The organism is Nocardiopsis changdeensis (assembly GCF_018316655.1).
Classification (GTDB): domain Bacteria; phylum Actinomycetota; class Actinomycetes; order Streptosporangiales; family Streptosporangiaceae; genus Nocardiopsis; species Nocardiopsis changdeensis.
Map to the genome: position 1 here is coordinate 6284862 of NZ_CP074133.1, position 20290 is coordinate 6305151.

Below are 20290 nucleotides of genomic sequence, written 5' to 3' on the forward strand. Positions count from 1 at the left end.
CGGCATGCCTTTCTCACAGCTGCCGAAAGCCAACGGGGGATCAGAGGGGCGGGTTCACACGTCTCACGGTGCGGGCGCGGGAGCGATCCCTTCCAGAACCGTGAGGATCTCGCTCTCACTCAGCACGCCGTGGTACAGGTGGACATCGCTGATGTCCCCGGACCACTCGTCGTAGAGCTGGGCCCTGTACTGCGCGGCGCCGATGACGACGGCGCCGAAGGCGTTCCATGGCGATTCCTGCACCACCGTGCTCTGGCGAATGCCATCGACATAGAGCGTGAGCTCCCCTGTCGTGTGGTCGTAGGTGCCGGCGATATGGGTCCAGCGGCCGAACTCCGCCTGTTGCTGGGAGAACGCGCGGTGGCTGATCGACGTACCGTCCCCGTCGTAGGGGGCCTGCTTGAACACCCACTTCTCAGGGCCGGTGTTGTAACCGAGGTAGAAGCCGCTGTGGCGCTGCCCGTCCTGGGAAACGGCGGTGGAGTTGATCCCCACCTCGTCGAGCCGGACCCAGGCCGCGACCGACATGCTGCGGTCCGTACGAAGGGCGGGCCCCTCGGTCCGGATGTGTTCCTGGCCGACCGCGTTCAAGCTCACGCCGGGAGCGAAGGTGACATCGTTCATCGCCTCGTTCCAGGCGGTGAGCGGATCGCCGTGGAGGGTGGCCGTCAAACCGTGGTCGGAGGAGTCGGCGACCGCCGTGCCCTCCGTCTCGTCGAGCCTCCAGCGGCCCTCCAGGGCGATAGGCCGGTTGGCCAGACTCCACACTTCCGAACGTGCTTCGGGGTCGTCGACGTAGACCTCGTCACTGACGACCCGGTCCCACACGCGGACGTCGTCGATCGCGCCGAGCCAGGTACCGATGTGGTTCCCGTGGTACCGGGCACCGCTGACGACGAAGTCACCGTCGGCGTTCCACGGCGTGGTCTGTGTGGCCGTGGCCTGCTTGTCACCGTTGACGTAAAGGGCCAGTTCACCGTTGGCCGGGTCGAAGGTTCCCAGCAGGTGGGTCCACACACCGGTCTCCGCGGCCGAGGTGGAGATCGCCCGGTGTGACACGGACACGCTGTCGCTGTCCGAGGGCGCCTGCTTGAACACCCAGCGCCCGCCCTCGGTGTGCTGGTAACCGAGGTAGAAACCGCTGTTGCGGTCACCGTCCTGGGCGACGGCGGCGAGGTTCTCCGTCGGACTTTCGTCCAGGTAGACCCACGCCGATACCGAGAAGGCCCCACTCGTGTCCACCACAGGGCCGTCCGTGCGCAGGTGGGATCCGCCCGACACGTCGACCGCGGTGCCCTCGAGGCGGTGACCGCCGGAAGGGGCCCGACCGACACGTCCACGGGTCCAGTCCAGCTCACCGCTGGATACAGCGTTCCGGTCACTCTTCACGCTGTCGACGGCGGTGGTCCCCTGCCCCTCGTCGAAGGTGAAGTGCGACAGGGGTCTGCTCGGCGGCGAGACCAGGAAGTAGTAGGCGAGCTCGCAGGGGGAGGAGTTGCCGTACTCGTCAACGGTGCGCGCGTAGATCATGTTCGCCCCGCTGTGATTCGGGGTGAGGGCGATCGTGGCGGAGGCACCCGGAGCCGAAAGGGAGACCTTCGTCTCGCACGAGGTGTCGTTCAGGCTGTAGTAGTACGACGCGGCCCCTTCCACGCCGTTGTTGGTGAAGGTGAAGTCACCGGTGCGCCCGACACTGCCGTGGGCCTCTTCATCGGCCGGATAGTCGGTGGAGGTGACCGTCGGCCCGGTGTCCGGCTTGGTGGTGTCGATCTTGATCCAGCACCATCCGGACCAGGCGCCCCAGGCCGCCTGGTCATGGGCCCGCGCCCGGTACCCGAGCAACTGCCCCTCGGGGAGGCCTGTGACCTTGACCGACCGCTCGGAGCCGTTGGGCCAGTAGCCGACGTCCGCGTAGCCCGATTCGGCCTGGCCGAGGGGGGTTCCCTCACCGTTGGCCGACCAGGAGAAAGCGACCTTGAGCTTCTGTCCTCCCCAGGCGGCACGGGCGTCGTAGTCCCGGATCGTGGCCCGGAGGTTGGTCGTGGTGTTGTTGATCAGGCGGGGCTTGGTCTTGTCCGTGGAGCAGGCACCACCCAGCGAATCGGACATGCTCGAGGTCGCCACCTGGGCCGGCGGGTTGTTGTAGTTGACCACCAGCACCGGGGGCTTGTTCTTGACGTCGAACCGGCGCCACGCGGTGGTGGAGGACTCGCCCTCTTCCTTCAGCCGCAGGTGGATGTGCGAGGCGTCGTTGTCGACCCCCCACTTGTAGGCGGCGGTGGCGTCGAACTCCACCCCGCTGGTGGCGGGACAAGTGGCCCAGCTGCCGCCGACGTTCTGGGTATCGAGCAGGGTGCGGGCGGTGGGCTGGTTGTTCCAGGTGGTCTTGCTGTTGAACGCGTCCACTCGGTGCAGCTGAATCCGGCTGTTGCTCTTGCAGTCATAGGACCAGCTCACCTCGGTACGCAGCGTCGCCGAGTTGATGACCGTGTCGGCCTGGTTGGTGCGCCCCATCACTGTGAACTGGAAGAACGCCCGACGGGTGAAGGTGCCTTCTCCACCGGAGTAGTACCCGACCCCCACGGGCTTGCCGTCCGAGGGGTTGTAGTACGCCTGGTTCGGGAACGTCTTGTCGATGAAACCCCAGTTGGGGCGATTGGCGTTCACCGAAGGGTCGATGTAGAGCGGGAACTCCGTGTCCTCACCGGTCAGCATTTCCCGGTCGGGAAGCAGGCGGATGCTGTCGACGGTGATGTCGGTCTCCACCAGAGCGGTCCGCGCCCCGGTGGTGGGGGCCACGGTCGGGTCCTCGTCCCGGGTCTCCTCGACTCCGGTGGAGTCCCACATGGCGGGGGCCTGGACGCTGAACACTCCTTGGCCGCCCTCGTCGCCGACCGCTTCGATGTTGCCGTGCTCGTCGGACGTCAAGGTCACACCTGTGGTGTCCAGGGGGAGCTCGATCTCGGCGAGCTCGGGCAGCGCGGCAGCCTCGGGGGTGTGCACGACGAGGACTTGCGTGAAGCCTTCGACCCCGGCCGTCAGGACCAGGTCGACGTCGGGCAGCACGTCGGGGTAGGTGGCCTGGTCTCCGTCCAGGACGGGGGTGGGCAGAGGACCGTTCCAGTCGAGTTCGATGCTGTTGGAACCGATCCCGATACTGGCCATGGGGGCGTCGCCGCCGCCGGAGAAGGCGATGTCCATGCCGGCCGCACGGGGTCGGACCAGTCCGTCGGATCCGGCGATGAGAGTGGTGTCCGCGTCGACCCATTCGTCCCCAGAACGGACCCGGACCGGAAGGGCGGAGATCTCCGCGGTCAGAGTGCCATCGGGATTGGCATAGTGGATGGTCTTCTCATCCGTCAGAGCGGTGATCTCGACCGGCTCCCCGGTCTCGCGTGCCAGAGCAAGCGCGTCCTGCTCGGCGGAGTCGATCGCGGAATGGTCCTCGGCCGGGGCCGGATCTTCATCCTCGTTCGCCCAGGCAGGTGGCACGGCCAGCAACGACAACGCCAATGCCGCGGCGGTGGAAACCGCTGTCGCACGGGCCAAGGAACGACGCATGTGGGGGAACCTGTCTAGCTTCAGTTGTGATGGGGGAACGGGATACCAACGCGGATCAAGTTTCCTGGGCAACCCGGGGTGACCGTAATGAAGCGTCGACCGCTCCCGCAAGGCCCCTCTGGGCACCTCCACGGGATGACGCCTCCCCCTCACTCCGACATAGATCCATGAACTGGACATAAACCCCAATGGCCGCAATCGGCCACGAGGGAACCTCTAGAGGCAGAGAGAACACGAATGACTACCCAGAGTTCTCTCACGTTTCACGAAAAGTTCGCATAAGGTCGATGCGTCGTACGAAGGATCCGGCATCGCGTCACGGACGGCGATCCCTTCCCCATCTCTGTCGGAGGACTCCCCCACATGGCCCTGCCCGCCCGTGTCAAGCGTGCGAGTGAACGTCTCCTGCCCACCGCCACCCGCGCCAGGCTGGAAGCCGAGCGCCGCGCGGCCCGGGACGCCGAGAGGGAGCGCGAACGCGAGGCGGGGATCGCCCGCCGTCGGCAGGACCTCCTGGCGGGCGACCCCGATCTGCGGCTCCAGGACGTGAACGGGACCGGGCTGCTGGGCCGCACCGTCACCTCCTTCTCCGCCCGTGACGCCTCGGCCCACAACCTGCGTTTGGTGGTCGAGGCACTGACCCGGGCGGGCATCGACCACTTCCTGGTGCGCGGCCGTTCCCCGCTGCGCCACGTCGTCGGGGTGCACCGGTCGGACAAGAAGCGCCTGCTCGACACCATGCGCGAGCTGTACGGCACCAGCGCCCTGTACGCCATCAAGCCCGGACCCGGCGGGGTGGTCGCCGCCGCCAGCGCCTACGTCGACGGAGCACTGGACGAGAAGGTCAAGTCCGGACTCGTCATCCGGTTCGCCGAGCGGCTGCTCTCCCCCTCCGGACGTGAACTGGCCGGCTTCGAGTTCGGGTGCGACGTGGAGTTCTGGCGCGACGGCGCCAAGATCTTGGAGCGTGAGGACTCCGAGGATCTGCGTGCGAAACTCCGCTCGCAGGCCCCCGAGGACGTGCTCGCCGACTCCTGGGTGGCGCCGCGCCGCAACCGGGTCGCCGACGTGCTGCCCACCGCCGCGCGCAAGCCCGCCACGGTGACCGTGGCCGAGCGCGTGTACCCGACCTTCGAGCCGTTCGCGTGGACGCCGGTGGACGAGGCGCTCTTCCCCGTCGACGTGGTCTACACCTGGGTGGACGGCGACGACCCGGCCCACGCCGCCAAGCGCGCCCTCCACCGCGGTGAAGGGCATTCCTCTCTGGCGGTGGGGGCGTCGAGGTTCACCAGCCGCGACGAGCTGCGCTATTCACTGCGGTCGGTGGAGATGTTCGCGCCATGGGTACGGCACGTGTACCTGGTGACCGACGCGCAGGTCCCCTCCTGGCTGGACACCTCCGCCGCGGGGATCACGGTGGTGGACCACCGCGACATCCTTCCGGAGACGGCGCTGCCCACCTTCAACTCCCACGCCATCGGCGCCCGCCTGCACCGCATCGAGGGGCTGTCGGAGCACTACCTGTACTTCAACGACGATGTGTTCCTGGCCCGCCCGGTGGGGGCCGACCGCTTCTTCCACGCCAACGGCGCGGCCCGGCTGCCCTTCTCCCCGCACCAGTTCGGGGTGGGCGACCCGGTGCCCGGGGAGGCGGCGCCGAACTCGGCGGGCAAGAACGCGCGCGAGCTGCTGGCCGCCGACTTCGGCCGGCACATCACCCACAAGTTCAAGCACGTCCCCCATCCGCAGATCCGCTCGGTCATGGGCGAGCTGGAGGGGCGCTACGCCGAGGCGATCGACCGCACGGTGCACGCCCGCTTCCGGGCGCTGACCGATGTGGGGGTCGCGGCCACGCTGCACCACCACTACGCGCTGTTGACCGGGCGGGCGGTGCCGGGCGAGTACGCGATGCGCTACATCGACATCGGGGCGGAGACTGCGGAGGAGAAGCTCGCGGCGCTGGAGGCCGACCCGGCCGTCGAGTTCTTCTGCCTCAACGACTTCGACACCCCGCCGGAGAGGCAGGAAGAGGTCACCACCATGGTCCACCGGGTCCTGGGCGACCGCTTCCCCTTCCCCTCCCGTTACGAGAAGCCCGCCACCTGACCGCCGACCCTTTCCCTCTCCCGGGCGTCGAACGGGCGGTCCGGGCTCCGGGACGCGGCGCCGGTCGCACCGCCGGGGCGCCGGAGGTTCCGGCGCCCCGGTCGGGAGCGCTGAAAAGGCCGGGGAACGGAGGGGCCCGGAGCGGGGGAACCGGGGTCCGGGTCCTCTCCTCTTGGTTGGGGTCACCAGCCGCCGTCGGGGTCCTCGGCGTCCAGTGGTGCGAGTACTCCGAAGGTGCCCTCGTCGTCGTAGAAGTGCTCCTCCCCCTCCTGGTACTCGTCCTCCTCGAAGTGCGGCGCCATGGGTGCCCTCCTGTCGTGCCGGTCGGCTGTGATCAGGACGCCGGTTCTGGCAAACGGGTTGCCATAAAAACCCCATACGTTTACAAAAGGCGCATGTCGCCGCGAGGCCGCCGGGGGCCGGGCATGTGAACTGGGACACTGTTTCCGCAGCTCAGGGCTACGCCGCGACACAGATTTCATCTCGACTGGACAACGTCAACCCTTTTATGGCCGGATCCGGACAAAGCCCCCGGATACTGAAGCGGCAGGGCATTCCCCGGGCGCCGTCATCCCTCCGGCGCCCAGCCGCGCGCCCGGACCACGGCCGCCGCCCCCTGCCCCACCTTCACCGAGCCCAAGGCACACCCTTGTCCTCTTCTGTCCAGAGCCCCGTGCTCAACACTCTGCGCGCGCCCGTGTCCCGGCGCCGCGACGACATCGAGGGGCTCCGCGCGGTCGCCGCGGTCCTCATCGCCGTCTACCACATCTGGTTCGGCACGGTCTCCGGCGGCGTCGACGTCTTCCTGCTGCTCACCGGCTTCCTCGTCACGGGGTCGATGGTGCGGGCGCTGGAGCGCGACGGCCGCATCGGCGTCGGCGCGTTCTGGAGCCGCACCGTCCGGCGGCTCTTCCCCGCCGGGGCGGTGGTGCTCGCGGCGGTGCTGGCCGGTGCGTTCCTGTTCATGCCGCGCTCGTCCTGGACCGCCGTCATCGCCGACGTGCAGGCCGCGGCGCTGTACCACGCCAACTGGCACCTGGCGCTGGGCTCGGTCGACTACATGGCGCGGGACTCCTCCTCCAGCCCCGTCCAGCACTTCTGGTCGCTGGGCGTGCAGGGGCAGTTCTACCTGCTGTGGCCGCTGCTGCTCACCCTCGCGGCCCTGGTGGCCGCGCGGCTGGGCGGCCGGGTGCGGGCCGCCGCGGCGGGCACCGCCGCCGCGGTGTTCGCCCTGTCGTTCGGGTACTCGCTGTGGATCACCGCCACCGAGCCGACCTGGGCCTACTTCGACACGGGCGCCCGCCTGTGGGAGCCCGCGCTGGGCGGCCTGCTGGCCCTGTTCCTGCCCTTCCTGCGGCTGCCCCGCGCGCTGCGCCCGGCGGCGGGCTGGGTCGGGCTGACCGCCCTCGTCGCCTGCGGCGCGGTCATCGGGGACTCGCTCCCCTATCCCGGGGCCGCCTCGCTGTGGCCGGTGCTGGCCGCGGCCCTCGTCCTGGCCGCGGGCGCCGGGGAGGCGCCCGGGCGGTGGTCCGCCGGCCGGCTGCTGGGCCTGCGCCCGCTGGTGTGGCTGGGCCGGCACTCGTTCCCGCTGTTCCTGTGGCACTGGCCGGTGCTGGTCTTCTACCTGGAGGTCACGGACCGGGTGCGGCCGTCGTTCACCGGCGGCCTGATGGTGCTGGGCGCGTCCCTGGCCGCCGCCCTGGCCACCTCGTGGATCCTGGAGGGCGGCATCGACCGGGTCCTGCGCGACCGGCGGACCCCGTCGTGGTCGCTGGCCGCGGGCGTGCTGTTCGCCGTCCCGGTCCTGGTCGGCTCCCTGGCCTGGGGCGCGGGCATCGAGCACGAGCGGGAGGTGCGAGCCCGGCTCAGCCAGGACCCGACCGCCTACCCCGGCGCCGCCGTGCACCTGAGCCCGGACCTGGCGGCGAACCTGCCGCCGCTGCCGGTGTACCCGGACACCACCACGGTCAAGCAGGACACCATCGCGCAGACCAGCGAGTGCAACGTGACCATCCCCTCCACCGAGCTGATCTCCTGCGAGTTCGGCGACGTGGACTCGGAGTACACCCTGGTCCTCGCCGGCAGCTCGCACGCCCGCCACTGGTTCCAGGCACTGCGGCCGATCGCCGAGCACCACGGCTGGCGGCTGGTCATCATGACCAAGAACGCCTGCCAGTTCAGCGCCGCGGAGCAGGAGCTCGAGGGCCGGGTGTACGAGGAGTGCACCGCCTGGAACGCGCAGGTCGCCCAGGAGATCGAGCGGACGGCCCCGGACGCGGTGTTCTCCCTGGGCACGCTGTCCCAGCAGGGCGACGGGTCGCAGGAGCACGTGCCCGACGGGTTCGTGCGGCGGTGGGAGTGGCTGGAGGGGCTCGGCGTCGACGTGGTCGCCGTCCGCGACACCCCCCGCTTCTCGTTCGACGTGGCCGACTGCGTCGACCGCGGAGGCCACTGCGCCCAGGACCGGGGGTACACCCTGGCCGACTCGTCACCGCTGGCGGCCGCCGCCGGGGCGGGGCGCCTGCCGGGCAACGTGCGGACCGTGGACATGACCGGCTACCTGTGCGGCGACCGGGAGTGCCCGGGGGTGATCGGCAACCAGCTGGCCTACTACGACGACAACCACTTCTCGTTCGCGTTCTCGTCGTCGCTGTCGGTCCTGCTGGAGCCGCTGCTGCTGGAGGCGCTGCCCGACGCCCCGGTCGCCGACGCCACCCTCGCCGACCGCACCTCCACGCTCATCGACGGCGTCGAGGAGGCCGCCGCCGGCTGACGGGTCCGCCCGCCGGGCGACAGGGGCCGCCGGACCCGCGTCGGGCGGCCCCTCGCGTTCAGGGGGCCGACCACTGGGCGCGGGGGCCCTGCCGGAGCAGGGACGGGGCGGCGCCCAGGTCGGCCAGCACCCGGCGGCGGGCGCGGCGGTGCACCCCCGCGTCGAGCAGGGCCGGTCGGGCCGGGAGGTCGCCCAGCCGGGCGCGGTGCACCAGCGCCGCCAGGTGGCGGGTCCAGTCCTCCCGCTGCGGCGGGTGGAAGTGGTTCTCCCGCGCCCAGGCCGGGTAGGGCGCCCGGAAGCGCAGGGCGCGCAGGTCGTCGAGGGTCCCGAAGACGCCCCCGTCCTGGAACACCGTCGCCCCCGGGTCCTCGCCGACGTCGCCCAGGATGATCACCGGGACGTCCAGGGCGAGGGCCTCCAGGGCGGCCGGGGAGCCGACGGTGACCAGGCCGCGGGCCCGGTCCAGCTGGTCGGCCACCGGCCCGGGGCGGAAGAGCACCGTGTGGTCGTGGACCCGCCCGGCGGTGACCAGGCCGCGCCACAGCCCGGCGTAGTCGCCGCCCGGCGCCTCGGTCCGCCGCTCGCCCGGGCACACCACGACCTCCAGGTCCGGGCGGCTCTCGGCCAGGTCCGCCAGCGCCTCCAGGATGCGCTCGCGCTGTCGCGCGGTGCCCGGGGCCCGGTCCTGGGCGGCGAACACGACCCGGTGCGGACGCCCCCGGCGGCGCTCGCGGGCCGCGGGCAGCGGCAGCCCCGCCAGGGCGACCCCGGTGCCCACCCCGAGCTTCTCTCCCAGCTCGGAGAAGGCCGCGACCTCCCGCAGGCTGTGCAGGACCAGCAGGTCCGCGCGGGCCCGGTGGAGCCACTCGTGCTCCCCGGCGGGCAGGGCGGGCCCGGGCAGGGTGGTGACCACCACGGGCCGGCGCCGCCCCGTCGGCAGGATGTCGCCCAGGGCGTCGGCCACCCGGGCGGTGCAGTTGAGCATGACGACGTCGGGCACCCGGCGGCGGACCAGGCGGCGCAGCTCGGGCAGCGTCAGGACGGGGACCCGGCGGCCCGCGAGCCCGCTGTCGGCGACGGCCCGGCGCAGCTGCGCGGGCGCGGGGGTGATCGGTGACCGCACGACGGCGAGGCCGACGGTGTGACCGTGGCCGGGCAGGGCGTCGAACATGGCCGCGGACAGGCGAACGTACGGTTCGGAGTCCGCAACGGCCACGACCGTCAGGTCCATACCGCCGAGGTCGGGGTCGGTCACGTCGGTCCTCCTGGGTGGGTCCGCGCGGCACCGGGAACGCCGAAGTGGCCGCGGTGGGTTCGGGATACGCCGACAGACTACACACCCAAAGTATTGGCCTGGATACCCTTCGCAGTAATGACTGTTCGTCGGGGTGGTCATCATCTCCCCTGGAGGAATCGGGCCGTCCGGCCGAACCGCCGCCCGCCCCGCCCGCGTTGACCGCTGTGCAAACGGACGATCGACGCACGGGGGATGTGCATGGCCGCAGTCGAGGGAGTGGGGACCGCCGCGGACGACCGGCCGCCGGGCCCGGCGGCGCCCGGTCCGACAGCGTCGGGGTCGGGCCCGGGGCGCGGGGGGCCGCGCGAACGCCTGCTCGGGGTGGACGCGGCGCGGGGCCTCGCGCTGTTCGGGGTCTTCGTCGCGCACATGGGGGTGCCGCTGACCCTGCTGCTGACCGGGGCGCCCGACGTCCACGCCGTGTGGGAGGAGGACTACTCCGGCCCCGGGATGCTGGTCGTGGAGGCGGTGGGCGGCGTGGTCAGCGGCCGCTCGGCGGCGCTGTTCGCGTTCCTGGCCGGGGTCTCCCTGGTGCTTCTGGCCGGACGCGCCCGGCCCGGGACGCGCGCGGAGCGCAACCGGGTCCGGGTCCGGATCGCGGTGCGCGCGCTGCTGCTCGTCGCCATCGGGTACGCCCTGGCGACGCTGGGCTCGCTGTCGGTGATCCTGCACTTCTACGGGGTGTACTTCCTGCTGGCGATCCCCCTGCTGTGGCTGCGCACCCGCCACCTGGCGGCGCTGGCCGTCGCGGCCGCCCTGGTCGGTCCGCAGGCGACGCTGGCCGTCCAGCACCTGCCGGCCGAGCTCGGCTGGTCCGGCGCCTGGGCCGGCGAGGAGGAGTGGACGGCCGAGGACGAGGCCGAGTGGGAGGCCACCTGGGGCGACCCCGAGTGGGTGGCGGAGAAGGAGGAGTACTGGGCCTCCCTGGAGGAGAGCGGCGGGGATCCCCTCGCCGCGGAGGAGGGGTTCGCGGAGGACATGCCCCTGTTCTCCCTCGAAGCGCTGGAGGGGCCGCTGGACCTGCTGGTGTTCGGCCTGTACCCGGCGACGGTGTTCCTCGCCTACGTCCTGGCCGGGATGGTGGCCGCCCGCAGCGGGCTGCGCTCGCGGAGGGTGCGGTGGTGGCTGGTGGGCGGCGGGGCCGGGCTGGCCGTCCTGGGCTACGGGTCGTCCTGGCTGCTGCTGGGGCCGCTGGCCCGGTTCCTGCCCGGCGAGGACGAATACTCGCTGTGGCGGATGCCGCTGGAGGCCGGCTCGCACAGCAACACCACCTTCGAGGTGCTGGGCAACACCGGGGTGGCGATGGCCGTGCTCGGCCTGTGCCTGCTCCTGGCCGGAACGCGCCCGATGCGGGTCGTGCTCTACCCGGTGGCGGCCATGGGCGCGATGACCCTCACCCTGTACACCGCGCACGGCGTCGTGCTGTGGGCGGTGTACGGCGGCCTCCTGCCCGGGTGGGCCGGGTGGGTGGAGACCTACACGGTGGAGGCCGTCCTGGCCTGCTCCCTGGTGATCGCCACGGTGTGGCGGCTCACCCTGGGCGCCGGGCCGATGGAGAGGCCGGTCACCGCCGTCTCCCGGGCGGTCGCCCGGTGGACCGTGCGCGACCGGTCCGCGGCGCCCCGGGAGGGCGCGGCGGGGACCCCGTCCTGACGTGACGGAGGCCGCCCCGGGAGGGGCGGCCTCCGGATCGCCGTACCGGTGGCGGGGCTACTCGCCCTTCCACACCGGGGCGCGCTTCTCGGCGAAGGCCGCCGCGCCCTCCATGGCGTCCTGGCTGACGAAGACCGGGCCCGCCAGCTCGTTCTGCTTCTCCCACATCTCCGACGTGGACCAGTCGTCCGACTCGGTGATGATCTGCTTGGAGACCCGCACGGCGAGCGGGCCGTTGGCGGCGACCCGCGCGGCCAGCTCCTTGGCGCCCTCCAGGGCGCCGCCCTGCTCGGTGACCCTGTTGACCAGGCCCAGCTCGGCCAGGCGCGGGGCGTCGACGAAGTCGCCGGTCAGGGCGAACTCCATCGCCAGGTTGCGGGGGATGCGGTGCTGCAGGCGCAGCAGGCCGCCCGCGCCGGCGACCAGGCCGCGCTTGGCCTCGGGGATGCCGAACTTCGCGTCCCGGGCCGCCACGACCAGGTCGCAGGCGAGGACCGCCTCGAACCCGCCGGCCAGGGCGTAGCCCTCGACCGCGGCGATCAGCGGCTTCTTGGGCGGGGCCTCGGCGAAGCCGCCGAACCCGCGGCCCTCGACCAGCGGGACCTCGCCCTTCATGAACGCCTTCAGGTCCATCCCGGCGCAGAAGGTGCCGCCCGCGCCGGTGATGATGCCCACCGTCAGGTCCTTGCGCGCGTCCAGGTCGTCGAGCGCCTCGGCGATCCCGCGGGCGACCGCGGCGTTCACCGCGTTCTTGGCCTGCGGACGGTTGATGGTGATGACGGCGACGCCGTCCTCGGCCGTGTAGAGAACCTCGTCGGACACGGTGTCCCCCTACTTCGGCGGCATGCGGAGGGCGCCGTCGATGCGGACGACCTCGCCGTTGATGTAGCTGACCTCGAGAAGGGTGCGGGCCAGCTTGGCGAACTCGGCGGCGGTGCCCAGGCGCTTGGGGAAGGGCACCGGCGCGGCCAGGCGCTGCTTGAACTGCTCGGACGCCTCGCCCTCGCCGTAGATCGGCGTCTCCAGGATGCCGGGGGCGATCGTGTTGACCGTGACGCCGACGGCCGCGAGGTCGCGGGCCGCGGGCAGGGTCATGCCGATGACGCCGCCCTTGGAGGAGGAGTAGGCGATCTGGCCGATCTGGCCCTCGATGCCGGCCAGGGAGGCGGTGTTGACGATGGAGCCGCGCTCGCCGTCCTCGTTCACCGGCTCGGTCTTGGCGATCTCGGCCGCGGACAGCCGCAGCACGTTGAAGGTGCCGATGAGGTTGACCTGGATGACCTTCTGGTAGCTGGCCAGGTCGTGCGGGTTGCCGAACTTGTCGACGGTGCGGGTGGCCCAGCCGATGCCCGCGCAGGAGACGGCGACCCGGAAGGGGGCGCCGGTGTCGACGGCGGCCTGGACGGCCGCCTTGACCTGCTCTTCGTCGGAGACGTCGGTCGCGACGAAGACGCCCCCGATCTCCTTGGCGATGGCCTCGCCGCGTTCGGCGTTGAGGTCGGCGATGACGACGGTGGCACCGGCGGAGGCGAGTTCCCTGGCGGTGGCCTCACCGAGGCCACTGGCGCCGCCCGAGACGAGGGCGGAGATTCCGTTCAGATCCATGGGCCGCACTCTACAGAGGATGTGACCCACGCACTAGAACCGGGTTCGGTCAACCGGGTCCGCCCCGGAGCCGGGGGCGCGCACCCCCACCCGGACACGCTCCGCACCCGAAAGGACACGAATATCGCCGGTGATGCGGATCACAGGAAAAGAAAACCCCTCACCGCACCCCGGAGAGGCCACCCGGCCGCCGCGGAACATAACGAATCAGTCTACCCCGTAAACCGCACGCTCTCCTGCGGCGTGCTACAAGAAGCCCACCCACAGGAAGAGCCCCCCGAAAACCTTTGACCACCCCTGGGAAAAACCGGGAAACCCGTGCCCAGCGGCCGGTACGACCAGCGGGAAGCCTTGCCGGAAAGGCGTTGCCGAGCGTAGGCGAACGCTCACGATACATCCTGGCGGGCGTTCGCATAAAGACGATTTCCACGGTGCGAAGAATGGCGTAATCTAAGCCGACCAGTCTCGGAACACCGTTCCACCCCCTCGTTCACCCGGAGTTGTGCCTTGCGCGTCACCGCCATCATTCCCGCACGGGGCGGTTCCAAGGGAATTCCCCTCAAGAACATCGAACCCGTCGGCGGTGTCCCCCTCATCGCACGCGCCGTGCGCTCCTGCCTGGCGGCGGAGGGCGTCACCGAGACCGTCGTCTCCACCGACCACCCCGCGATCGCGGCCGCCGCCCGCGCCGCCGGAGCCCGCGTCCTGGAGCGCCCCGCCGACCTGGGCGGCGACACCGTCTCCTCCGAGGCCGTCCTCCTCCAGGCCCTGGACACCCTGGAGGCCGCCGGCGAACTGCCCGACGTGACCGTGTTCGTGCAGTGCACCAGCCCCTTTATCGACCCCGCCGACCTCGACGCCGCCGTCGCCCGCGTCACGGGGGACGAGGCCGACAGCGTCTTCTCCGCGGTGCCCACCCACGCCTTCCTGTGGGCCCGCCGCCCCGAGGGCGCCCGCGGGGTCAACCACATCCACACCCACCGGCCCCGCCGGCAGGACCGCGAACCCCACTACCGCGAGACCGGCGCGTTCTACGTCGTCGACACCGCCGGGTTCCGCTCCCACGGCCACCGGTTCTTCGGCCGCATCGACCTGTGCGAGGTCCCCGAACTGCACGCGTTCGAGATCGACACCCCCGACGACCTGCGCCTGGCCCGCGCCCTGGCCCCCGTCGCCGCGCCCGAGACCGCCCCCGTCGACATCGACGCCCTGGTCACCGACTTCGACGGCGTCCACACCGACGACCGCGTCACGGTCTCCCAGGACGGCACCGAAGCGGTCTCCGTCAGCCGCTCCGACGGCATGGGCGTGCGCCTCCTGCGCGAGGCGGGCGTACGGGTGCACATCCTGTCCACCGAGGTGAACCCGGTCGTGCGCGCCCGGGCCGACAAACTCGGGGTCACCGTCCTGCACGGCCTCTCCGACAAGCGGGCCGCCCTCGCCGCCTGGCTGTCCGAGGAGGGCCTGGACCCCTCGCGCGTCGCCTACCTCGGCAACGACGTCAACGACCTGGGCTGCATGTCCCTGGTCGGCTGGCCCGTCGCCGTCCCCGACGCGCACCCCGACGTGCTGGCCGCCGCACGCCTCGTCCTGACCCGCCCCGGCGGGTCCGGGGCCGTGCGCGAGCTGTGCGAGCACGTCCTGGACTTCCGCGCGCGGAGCGCGGGCCACGACTCCCCCACGGACGAATCGAACGAGAAGGATGCCACATGAGCAACGGCACCGCCACCGCCCCCGCCGACCTCAGGGCCGAGATCCCCGCCCTGCGCATCGGCCGCCACATGGTGGGCCCGGGCCACCCGGTGTACGTCATCGGCGAGATCGGCATCAACCACAACGGCGACCTCGACATCGCCAAGAGGCTGATCGACGTCGCCGCCGAATCCGGCTGCCAGGCCGTCAAGTTCCAGAAGCGCACCCCCGAGATCTGCGTCCCCGTCGAGCAGCGGGACAAGATCCGGCAGACGCCCTGGGGCGAGATGACCTACATGGAGTACAAGCACCGCGTCGAGTTCGGCGAGGCCGAGTACACCGAGATCGCCAAGTACTGCGACGTCCTGGGCCTGGACTGGTTCGCCTCCCCGTGGGACGTGCCGTCCGTCGAGTTCCTGGAGAAGTTCGACGTCCCGGTGCACAAGGTGGCCTCCGCCTCCATCACCGACCACGAGCTGCTGCGCGCCCTGGCCGCCACCGGCAAGCCGGTCCTGCTGTCCACCGGCATGTCGACGCTGGACGAGATCGACGCCGCCGTGAGCATCCTGGGCGCCCGCAACCTCGTCATCATGCACTCCACCTCCACCTACCCCATGCCCCCGGAGGAAGGGAACCTGCGCACCATCGAGACCCTGCGCGACCGCTACCGCGTCCCCGTGGCCTACTCCGGCCACGAGCGCGGGCTCCAGATCTCCGTGGCCGCCGCCGCCCTGGGCGCCGTCGCCATCGAGCGGCACATCACCCTGGACCGCACCATGTGGGGCTCCGACCACGCCGCCTCCCTGGAGCCCACCGGCCTGCGCAACCTCGTCCGCGACATCCGCGTGGTCGAGCAGGCCCTGGGCGACGGCGTCAAGAAGGTCTTCCCGGGCGAGGAAGAGCCCCGCAAGCGCCTCCGCCGCACGACCGTCTGACCCCTCCCCCGCCCCGCCCATCCCCCATGGACCGCGCCCGGGGACCCGCACGGGTCCCCGGGCCGAGGAGTACCCGTGACCGCCCTGTCGGTGATCATCCCCGCCAAGGACGTGGCGCCCTACATCGGTACCGCCCTGTCGAGTCTGGCCCGCAACCACCACCCCGACTTCGAGTACATCGTCGTGGACGACGGTTCCACCGACGGTACCGGCGACATCGTCGAATCCCACCACAGGACGCTGCCCGGGCTGCGGATGATCCGCAACGAGACACCCGCCGGTCCTTCCGAGGCCCGCAACCAGGCGCTCGCCATGGCCTCCGGACGGTACATCACCTATCTGGACGGCGATGACTGGCTCGCACCGGGATACCTCTCCCGGGCCCTGGCCGCCATCCGGGACCTGGATGTGGACTTCGTCAAGACCGACCACGTCCAGGTGTACGGCGCCAAGCGACTCGTCCACCATGCTCCCGAGGGCCGGATCAACCGCCCGCTGGACCCCCGCGCGGGGATCATGCCCGCCAACTGCAAGACCATGGTGGACTACCCGTACGCTTGGTCGGGGGTCTTCGACCGCGAACGCCTCACCGACGACCTGATGCGCTTCGAACCCGCCCTGCACAGCTGTGAGGACCGGCTGTGGACCTGGCAGCTGCACCTCAAGGCGAAGTCCTACGCCAGGGTCCCCGAGATCGGCGTGTTCTACCGCCGTCTCGTGAGCGATTCCCTGACGCAGGTGGGCGACCAGCGCCAACTGCACTTCCTGGACGCGTTCGCACAGCTCATCGAGCAGGTGTCGACCACCCCCGGGGACGAGGGGTTCCTTCCCAAGGCGGCCCGGAGCTTCTGCGCGATCCTGACGCACCACATCGAACTCGAAGACCGGCTGACCCGTGAGCTCCGCCGCGAGATGTCGGTCCGGGGAACGGCGATGATGCGGGCCCTCCCCGAGGACCTCCTCGATCGGACCCTGCGCGAGATGGGCGGCAAGCGCGCCAAGCGACTGCGCACCTTCTGGGGAGCGGCGTGAATGCTCCCACCACCCCCTCGCCGTCCCGGAACCAGGAGACCATGACCGCCCCGCACCTCACCCAGCTCTTCGCCGTCACCCGCTTCTTCGGCGCGGCGAGCCTGTGCGCCTCCATCGATTCCGGCGAATTCGGCGACCACCACCGGATCCTGCTGGTGGTGGACAACGCCACCGAGCCCGAGGCCGTACCCTCCCTGACGGAGGCCGCCGGATTCGAGGCCCTTCGCTCCCGCTTCCACGAGATCGTCTCCTACAACGAGCTCATCTGGCCCAACCACCCCTCGCACTGGCAGCCCCGCAACAACGACCTGCCCATGCTCCGCCGTATGTTCCGCTCCCACCTGGGGCTGGAGGGGGAGGTCGAACTGGTGCTGGAGTCGGTGCAGGTGCCACCCGCGCGGGCGCTCATGCCGCTCTTCCCCGGTTCACCCGTCACCGTCTACGCCGACGGCCTGATGAGCTACGGGCCCACCCGCGACACCCTCCCCCTGGAAACCGTCACCGCGGTGGAGCGGGTCCTGCACCTGGACCTGGTACCGGGGTTGGCACCGTTGTTGCTCAGCGAGTACGAGGTCCCCTCCCGACCGGGGGACGGCACCGCCTTCCGAGCGGTCATGGCCGAGGTCGCCGAGCAGGCGGGGCTGCGTCCGCAGATCTCCGAAGAGACCCCTCCGGCCCTGGTCCTGGGACAGTACCTGTCGGCTCTGGGCTTTCTGACCCCCGAGGAGGAGACCGAACTGGAGGTGCGCATGGTCCGGGCCTGCGCTCGGGCCGGTCACCGCCGGATCGCGTTCAAGGCCCACCCCGCGAGCGGGGCCGAGGCGCGGGCCGCCCTTGTGACGGCGGCCGAGGCAGCCGGCTCCCGCCTGGAGTTCGTCGAAGGTTCCCTGCCCATCGAGGCCTACTACGAGGTCTCCCGACCCGCACTGGTGGTGAGCTGCTTCTCCACCGCGCTGAGCACCGCCTCCCGGTTCTACGGGGTCCCCGTCGCCACCATGGGGACCGAGATCCTCCTGGAGAGACTGGCCCCGTACGAGAACAGCAACCGCGTACCGGTCACCATCGCCGACACCACCATGCCGCGGCTGCTGGACTCCGGTGAAACCGTCCCGCCCGTCATCACGGAGGATCGGTACGAGAAGGACCTCGTGCCGCTGATCCGCGCGGTCGGCTACTGCATGCAGGCCGCCTCCTACCCGCAGCTCCGGGACGAGACCGCCGAATACCTGCGCGACTACGACGGCGACCTGCTGCGCCACTTCAAGCGCAAGCGGATCTCCGCCCTGGGCCTGACCGCCCCCGGGGTGCGCCCCTCCGCTCAGCCCCGCGAGGCCAGCGTCCCGCGCAGGTTGGCGCGCAGGGCGCGCAGCCTCCTGCGGGCCCGGCCCAGCTGACGCACGGCCGTCGGGGGCAGCGACAGCCGCATCAGGGAGCGCGTGCGCCTGCGCTGCTGCTCGGGGCCCGTCAGCAGCGACCCCCTCCGCGGCAGCTCCCCCCGGCGTGCGGCGGCCACCAGCGCGGTGAGCCGCCGCACCCAGTCGTTCTCGTGGACCGGGTGGAAGTAGTTGGCCCGCAGCCAGCCGCGGTCCACCCGGCGGAACCGGGCGGCGCGCACGTCGTCCAGGGTGCCCAGCACCCCGCTGCCCTCGAAGACCAGGTTGATCTGCTCGGCGTTCAGTCCGAAGTCGGTGAGCACCAGCGTCGGCACGTCCAGCGCGAACGCCTCCAGGGCGGCGGTCGAGCTGACCGTCACGAACCCCGCCGCGTCCTCCAGGTACTCCACCATCGGCCCGGTGCGGAACGCGACCGCGTCGGGGCGGACCTCCCCGCGGGCGGCCATGTACCGCCACAGGGCCTCGTAGTGGTACCTCTCCTTGTGGGTCTGCGCCTCGTCCTCGCGGGCCCGGAGCTTGACCACCACCTCCAGGTCGGGGCGCGCCTCGGCGAGCGCGGCCAGCCCCAGCAGCACCTGCTCGCGCTGCCCCTGCTCCGCGGGCACCTTGGCCTGGGAGGCGAACACCACCCGCGGGCGCCCGCCGCCGGCCCGGGGCCGGGGCTCGGGCAGGAACGGCAGGGTCGCCAGGCCGATCCCCCCGGTGGCGCCCAGGCGGGCGCCCAGCTCGGTGAACTCGGCGACCTCCCGGTGGCTGTGCAGCACGAACAGGTCGACCGTCGAGCGGTAGAGCCAGGCGCGCTCGGTGGCGGGCACCGAGATCCCGGGCAGCCCGGAGACCAGCACCGGCCGCCACTCGCCGACCAGCGCGTGGGCGAGGGCGTCCACCACCGGCCCGGTGCAGTTGAGCATGAGCACGTCGGGGCGTTCGCGCAGCAGCCGGTTCCGCAGCTCCAGGGCGCCGCGCACCGGCACCTCGCGGCCCTCCATCGGGGTCCCGGCGACGGCGGCCCGCACCTGGTCGGCGGACGGGGCGACCGGGGAGCGGACGACCGCCAGGTCGGTGTCCCAGCCCTCGCCGGGCAGGGCGCCCAGCAGGGCCGCCGACCACTTCAGGTAGGAGTCGGAGTCGGCGACCGCCATGACCCTGATCCGTCCGTCCCCGTCACGTTCCACCCGCGTGCTCCTCATCGTTGACCAGGGCGGCGGTCACCGCCAGATCCTCGCGCAGTCCGGGCGAGGCGAGTTCGGTCCACCAGTGTCCGGGGACCGCGTCCGTGCCGATCGACGCCCCGCGCACCAGCAGCCGCAGGGACACCAGCGCGGTGGAGGGCAGCGACCGCACGGCGTACCCCGGCCCCAGCCCGCGCAGCGTCAGCTCGACCGGACCCCCGGCGCGCACCAGCCGCGCCCGCGGGTCGGCGGCCAGCAGCTCCAGCACCCGCGGGTCCTCCCGCCGGTGGGGGTGGTAGGCCACCGGCCCCTGCGCGAGCTGCCGCTCCAGCCAGCCCAGGTAGTCGGGCAGCCGGAGCAGGCCGTCGTTGACCAGCGCGGTCCCCAGGACGACCCGCTGCTCGGCGGGGTGGTCGTACTCCGGCAGGGAGCGTAGCAGCGGGAAGTCGTGGCGCATCACCCGGATCCCGGCGGCGGCCGCCGCCTCCCGCAGGTCGCCGGGGAGGGGCAGCATGGTGAAGACGGTGAGGCGGCCCTCCTGGGCGGCGCGGCGCAGGACGCGCGCGGCGGCCGTCCCCAGGGCCAGGCGGGCCGGGGTGCGCCGCACCCGCGCGCGCAGCACCGGCTGGACGGACGGGGCGCTGAGCAGCCGCAGCAGGTGCCACACCGCGAGCCCGTCGTCGACCAGGACGAGGCGGCAGCGGGGGGCGCGCGGCAGCAGCCGCTGCACCTGGCCGGAGAAGGCGTCGCCGATGACCCAGGTGAAGTCGGCGGTGCGGGGGCGGGTGGGGCGGCGGGCGAGCGCCGCCGGCGGGGTCGCGGGGAACAGGCCGCGCAGGGCGGCGTGGACGCCGGGCAGGCCGGCGGCGTCCTGGCGCAGCAGGATGCAGCCCTGGGTGGACAGTCCGTGCGCCGCGTACGCCTCCACGGCGGACAGGAACTGGAGCGGGGATTCCACCCACGCCGACCCGTGCCCTTCGAAGGCCCAGGGTACGTCCGTGGGAAGAGGGTTCACGACGTGGCTTTCTCGGATCAATCAGACACGTGGGTTTCCAGCGTACACAGCGCAC

At 71.7% G+C, this 20290-nt stretch carries 13 protein-coding genes; 7 read left to right on the plus strand and 6 right to left on the minus strand.

The genetic code is table 11. The features are described from left to right. Positions 1-63: 63 nt before the first annotated feature. Complete coding sequence (locus KGD84_RS28145) at positions 64-3561, minus strand: LamG-like jellyroll fold domain-containing protein (RefSeq protein ID WP_220563361.1); 3498 nt, start codon at positions 3559-3561, stop codon at positions 64-66. Positions 3562-3924: 363 nt separating this feature from the next. Between KGD84_RS28145 and KGD84_RS28150 the strand changes: the two genes are divergently transcribed. After that, on the plus strand, positions 3925-5667 hold the full coding sequence (locus tag KGD84_RS28150; protein ID WP_220563362.1) for a stealth family protein: 1743 nt from the start codon (positions 3925-3927) through the stop codon (positions 5665-5667). Positions 5668-6316: 649 nt separating this feature from the next. Continuing rightward, positions 6317-8440 carry an acyltransferase family protein gene (locus KGD84_RS28155; RefSeq protein ID WP_255646852.1) on the plus strand — a complete coding sequence of 708 codons (2124 nt, stop codon included), beginning with the start codon at positions 6317-6319 and terminating at the stop codon, positions 8438-8440. 58 nt (positions 8441-8498) lie between these two features. Here KGD84_RS28155 and KGD84_RS28160 read toward each other — a convergent pair whose 3' ends face one another. After that, positions 8499-9695, minus strand: a complete 1197-nt coding sequence (locus KGD84_RS28160; RefSeq protein ID WP_220563364.1) for a DUF6716 putative glycosyltransferase — start codon at positions 9693-9695, stop codon at positions 8499-8501. A gap of 240 nt (positions 9696-9935) precedes the next feature. On the opposite strand from KGD84_RS28160, the gene KGD84_RS28165 reads away from it, so the two are divergent. Next, positions 9936-11390 carry a DUF418 domain-containing protein gene (locus KGD84_RS28165; protein WP_220563365.1) on the plus strand — a complete coding sequence of 485 codons (1455 nt, stop codon included), beginning with the start codon at positions 9936-9938 and terminating at the stop codon, positions 11388-11390. Positions 11391-11447: 57 nt separating this feature from the next. Here KGD84_RS28165 and KGD84_RS28170 read toward each other — a convergent pair whose 3' ends face one another. Continuing rightward, complete coding sequence (locus tag KGD84_RS28170; RefSeq protein ID WP_220563366.1) at positions 11448-12212, minus strand: crotonase/enoyl-CoA hydratase family protein; 765 nt, start codon at positions 12210-12212, stop codon at positions 11448-11450. Between the two features lie 9 nt (positions 12213-12221). Continuing rightward, positions 12222-12995 carry an SDR family NAD(P)-dependent oxidoreductase gene (locus KGD84_RS28175; RefSeq protein ID WP_220563367.1) on the minus strand — a complete coding sequence of 258 codons (774 nt, stop codon included), beginning with the start codon at positions 12993-12995 and terminating at the stop codon, positions 12222-12224. A 507-nt stretch (positions 12996-13502) separates the two neighbouring features. Here KGD84_RS28175 and KGD84_RS28180 point away from each other — a divergent pair. The 4 genes from KGD84_RS28180 to KGD84_RS28195 all read left to right on the plus strand — a co-directional run bounded on the left by KGD84_RS28180 (position 13503) and on the right by KGD84_RS28195 (position 18048). After that, entirely contained in the window at positions 13503-14708 is a 1206-nt protein-coding gene (locus tag KGD84_RS28180) for an acylneuraminate cytidylyltransferase (protein WP_220563368.1), read from the plus strand. Next, positions 14705-15622 carry an N-acetylneuraminate synthase family protein gene (locus KGD84_RS28185; RefSeq protein ID WP_220563369.1) on the plus strand — a complete coding sequence of 306 codons (918 nt, stop codon included), beginning with the start codon at positions 14705-14707 and terminating at the stop codon, positions 15620-15622. The genes KGD84_RS28180 and KGD84_RS28185 overlap by 4 nt, the downstream gene beginning before the upstream one ends. A 75-nt stretch (positions 15623-15697) precedes the next feature. Next, complete coding sequence (locus KGD84_RS28190) at positions 15698-16654, plus strand: glycosyltransferase family 2 protein (RefSeq protein WP_220563370.1); 957 nt, start codon at positions 15698-15700, stop codon at positions 16652-16654. A gap of 41 nt (positions 16655-16695) precedes the next feature. Next, positions 16696-18048, plus strand: a complete 1353-nt coding sequence (locus tag KGD84_RS28195) for a polysialyltransferase family glycosyltransferase (protein ID WP_220563371.1) — start codon at positions 16696-16698, stop codon at positions 18046-18048. On the opposite strand, the gene KGD84_RS28200 is transcribed toward KGD84_RS28195, so the two are convergent. Next, entirely contained in the window at positions 17973-19223 is a 1251-nt protein-coding gene (locus tag KGD84_RS28200) for a DUF6716 putative glycosyltransferase (protein ID WP_260697165.1), read from the minus strand. The genes KGD84_RS28195 and KGD84_RS28200 overlap by 76 nt on opposite strands. Next, a complete protein-coding gene (locus KGD84_RS28205) occupies positions 19213-20235 on the minus strand; it encodes a hypothetical protein (RefSeq protein WP_220563373.1) in 1023 nt (340 codons plus the stop codon). Before KGD84_RS28205 ends, KGD84_RS28200 begins: the two co-directional genes overlap by 11 nt. Between the last annotated feature and the right edge of the window lie 55 nt (positions 20236-20290).

Coding starts and splice junctions, on each gene's coding strand:
- KGD84_RS28145 (WP_220563361.1), bottom strand. CDS start 3,561: ATGCGTCGTTCCTTGGCCCGTGCGACAGCGGTTTCCACCGCCGCGGCA.
- KGD84_RS28150 (WP_220563362.1), top strand. CDS start 3,925: ATGGCCCTGCCCGCCCGTGTCAAGCGTGCGAGTGAACGTCTCCTGCCC.
- KGD84_RS28165 (WP_220563365.1), top strand. CDS start 9,936: ATGGCCGCAGTCGAGGGAGTGGGGACCGCCGCGGACGACCGGCCGCCG.
- KGD84_RS28175 (WP_220563367.1), bottom strand. CDS start 12,995: ATGGATCTGAACGGAATCTCCGCCCTCGTCTCGGGCGGCGCCAGTGGC.
- KGD84_RS28185 (WP_220563369.1), top strand. CDS start 14,705: ATGAGCAACGGCACCGCCACCGCCCCCGCCGACCTCAGGGCCGAGATC.
- KGD84_RS28195 (WP_220563371.1), top strand. CDS start 16,696: ATGACCGCCCCGCACCTCACCCAGCTCTTCGCCGTCACCCGCTTCTTC.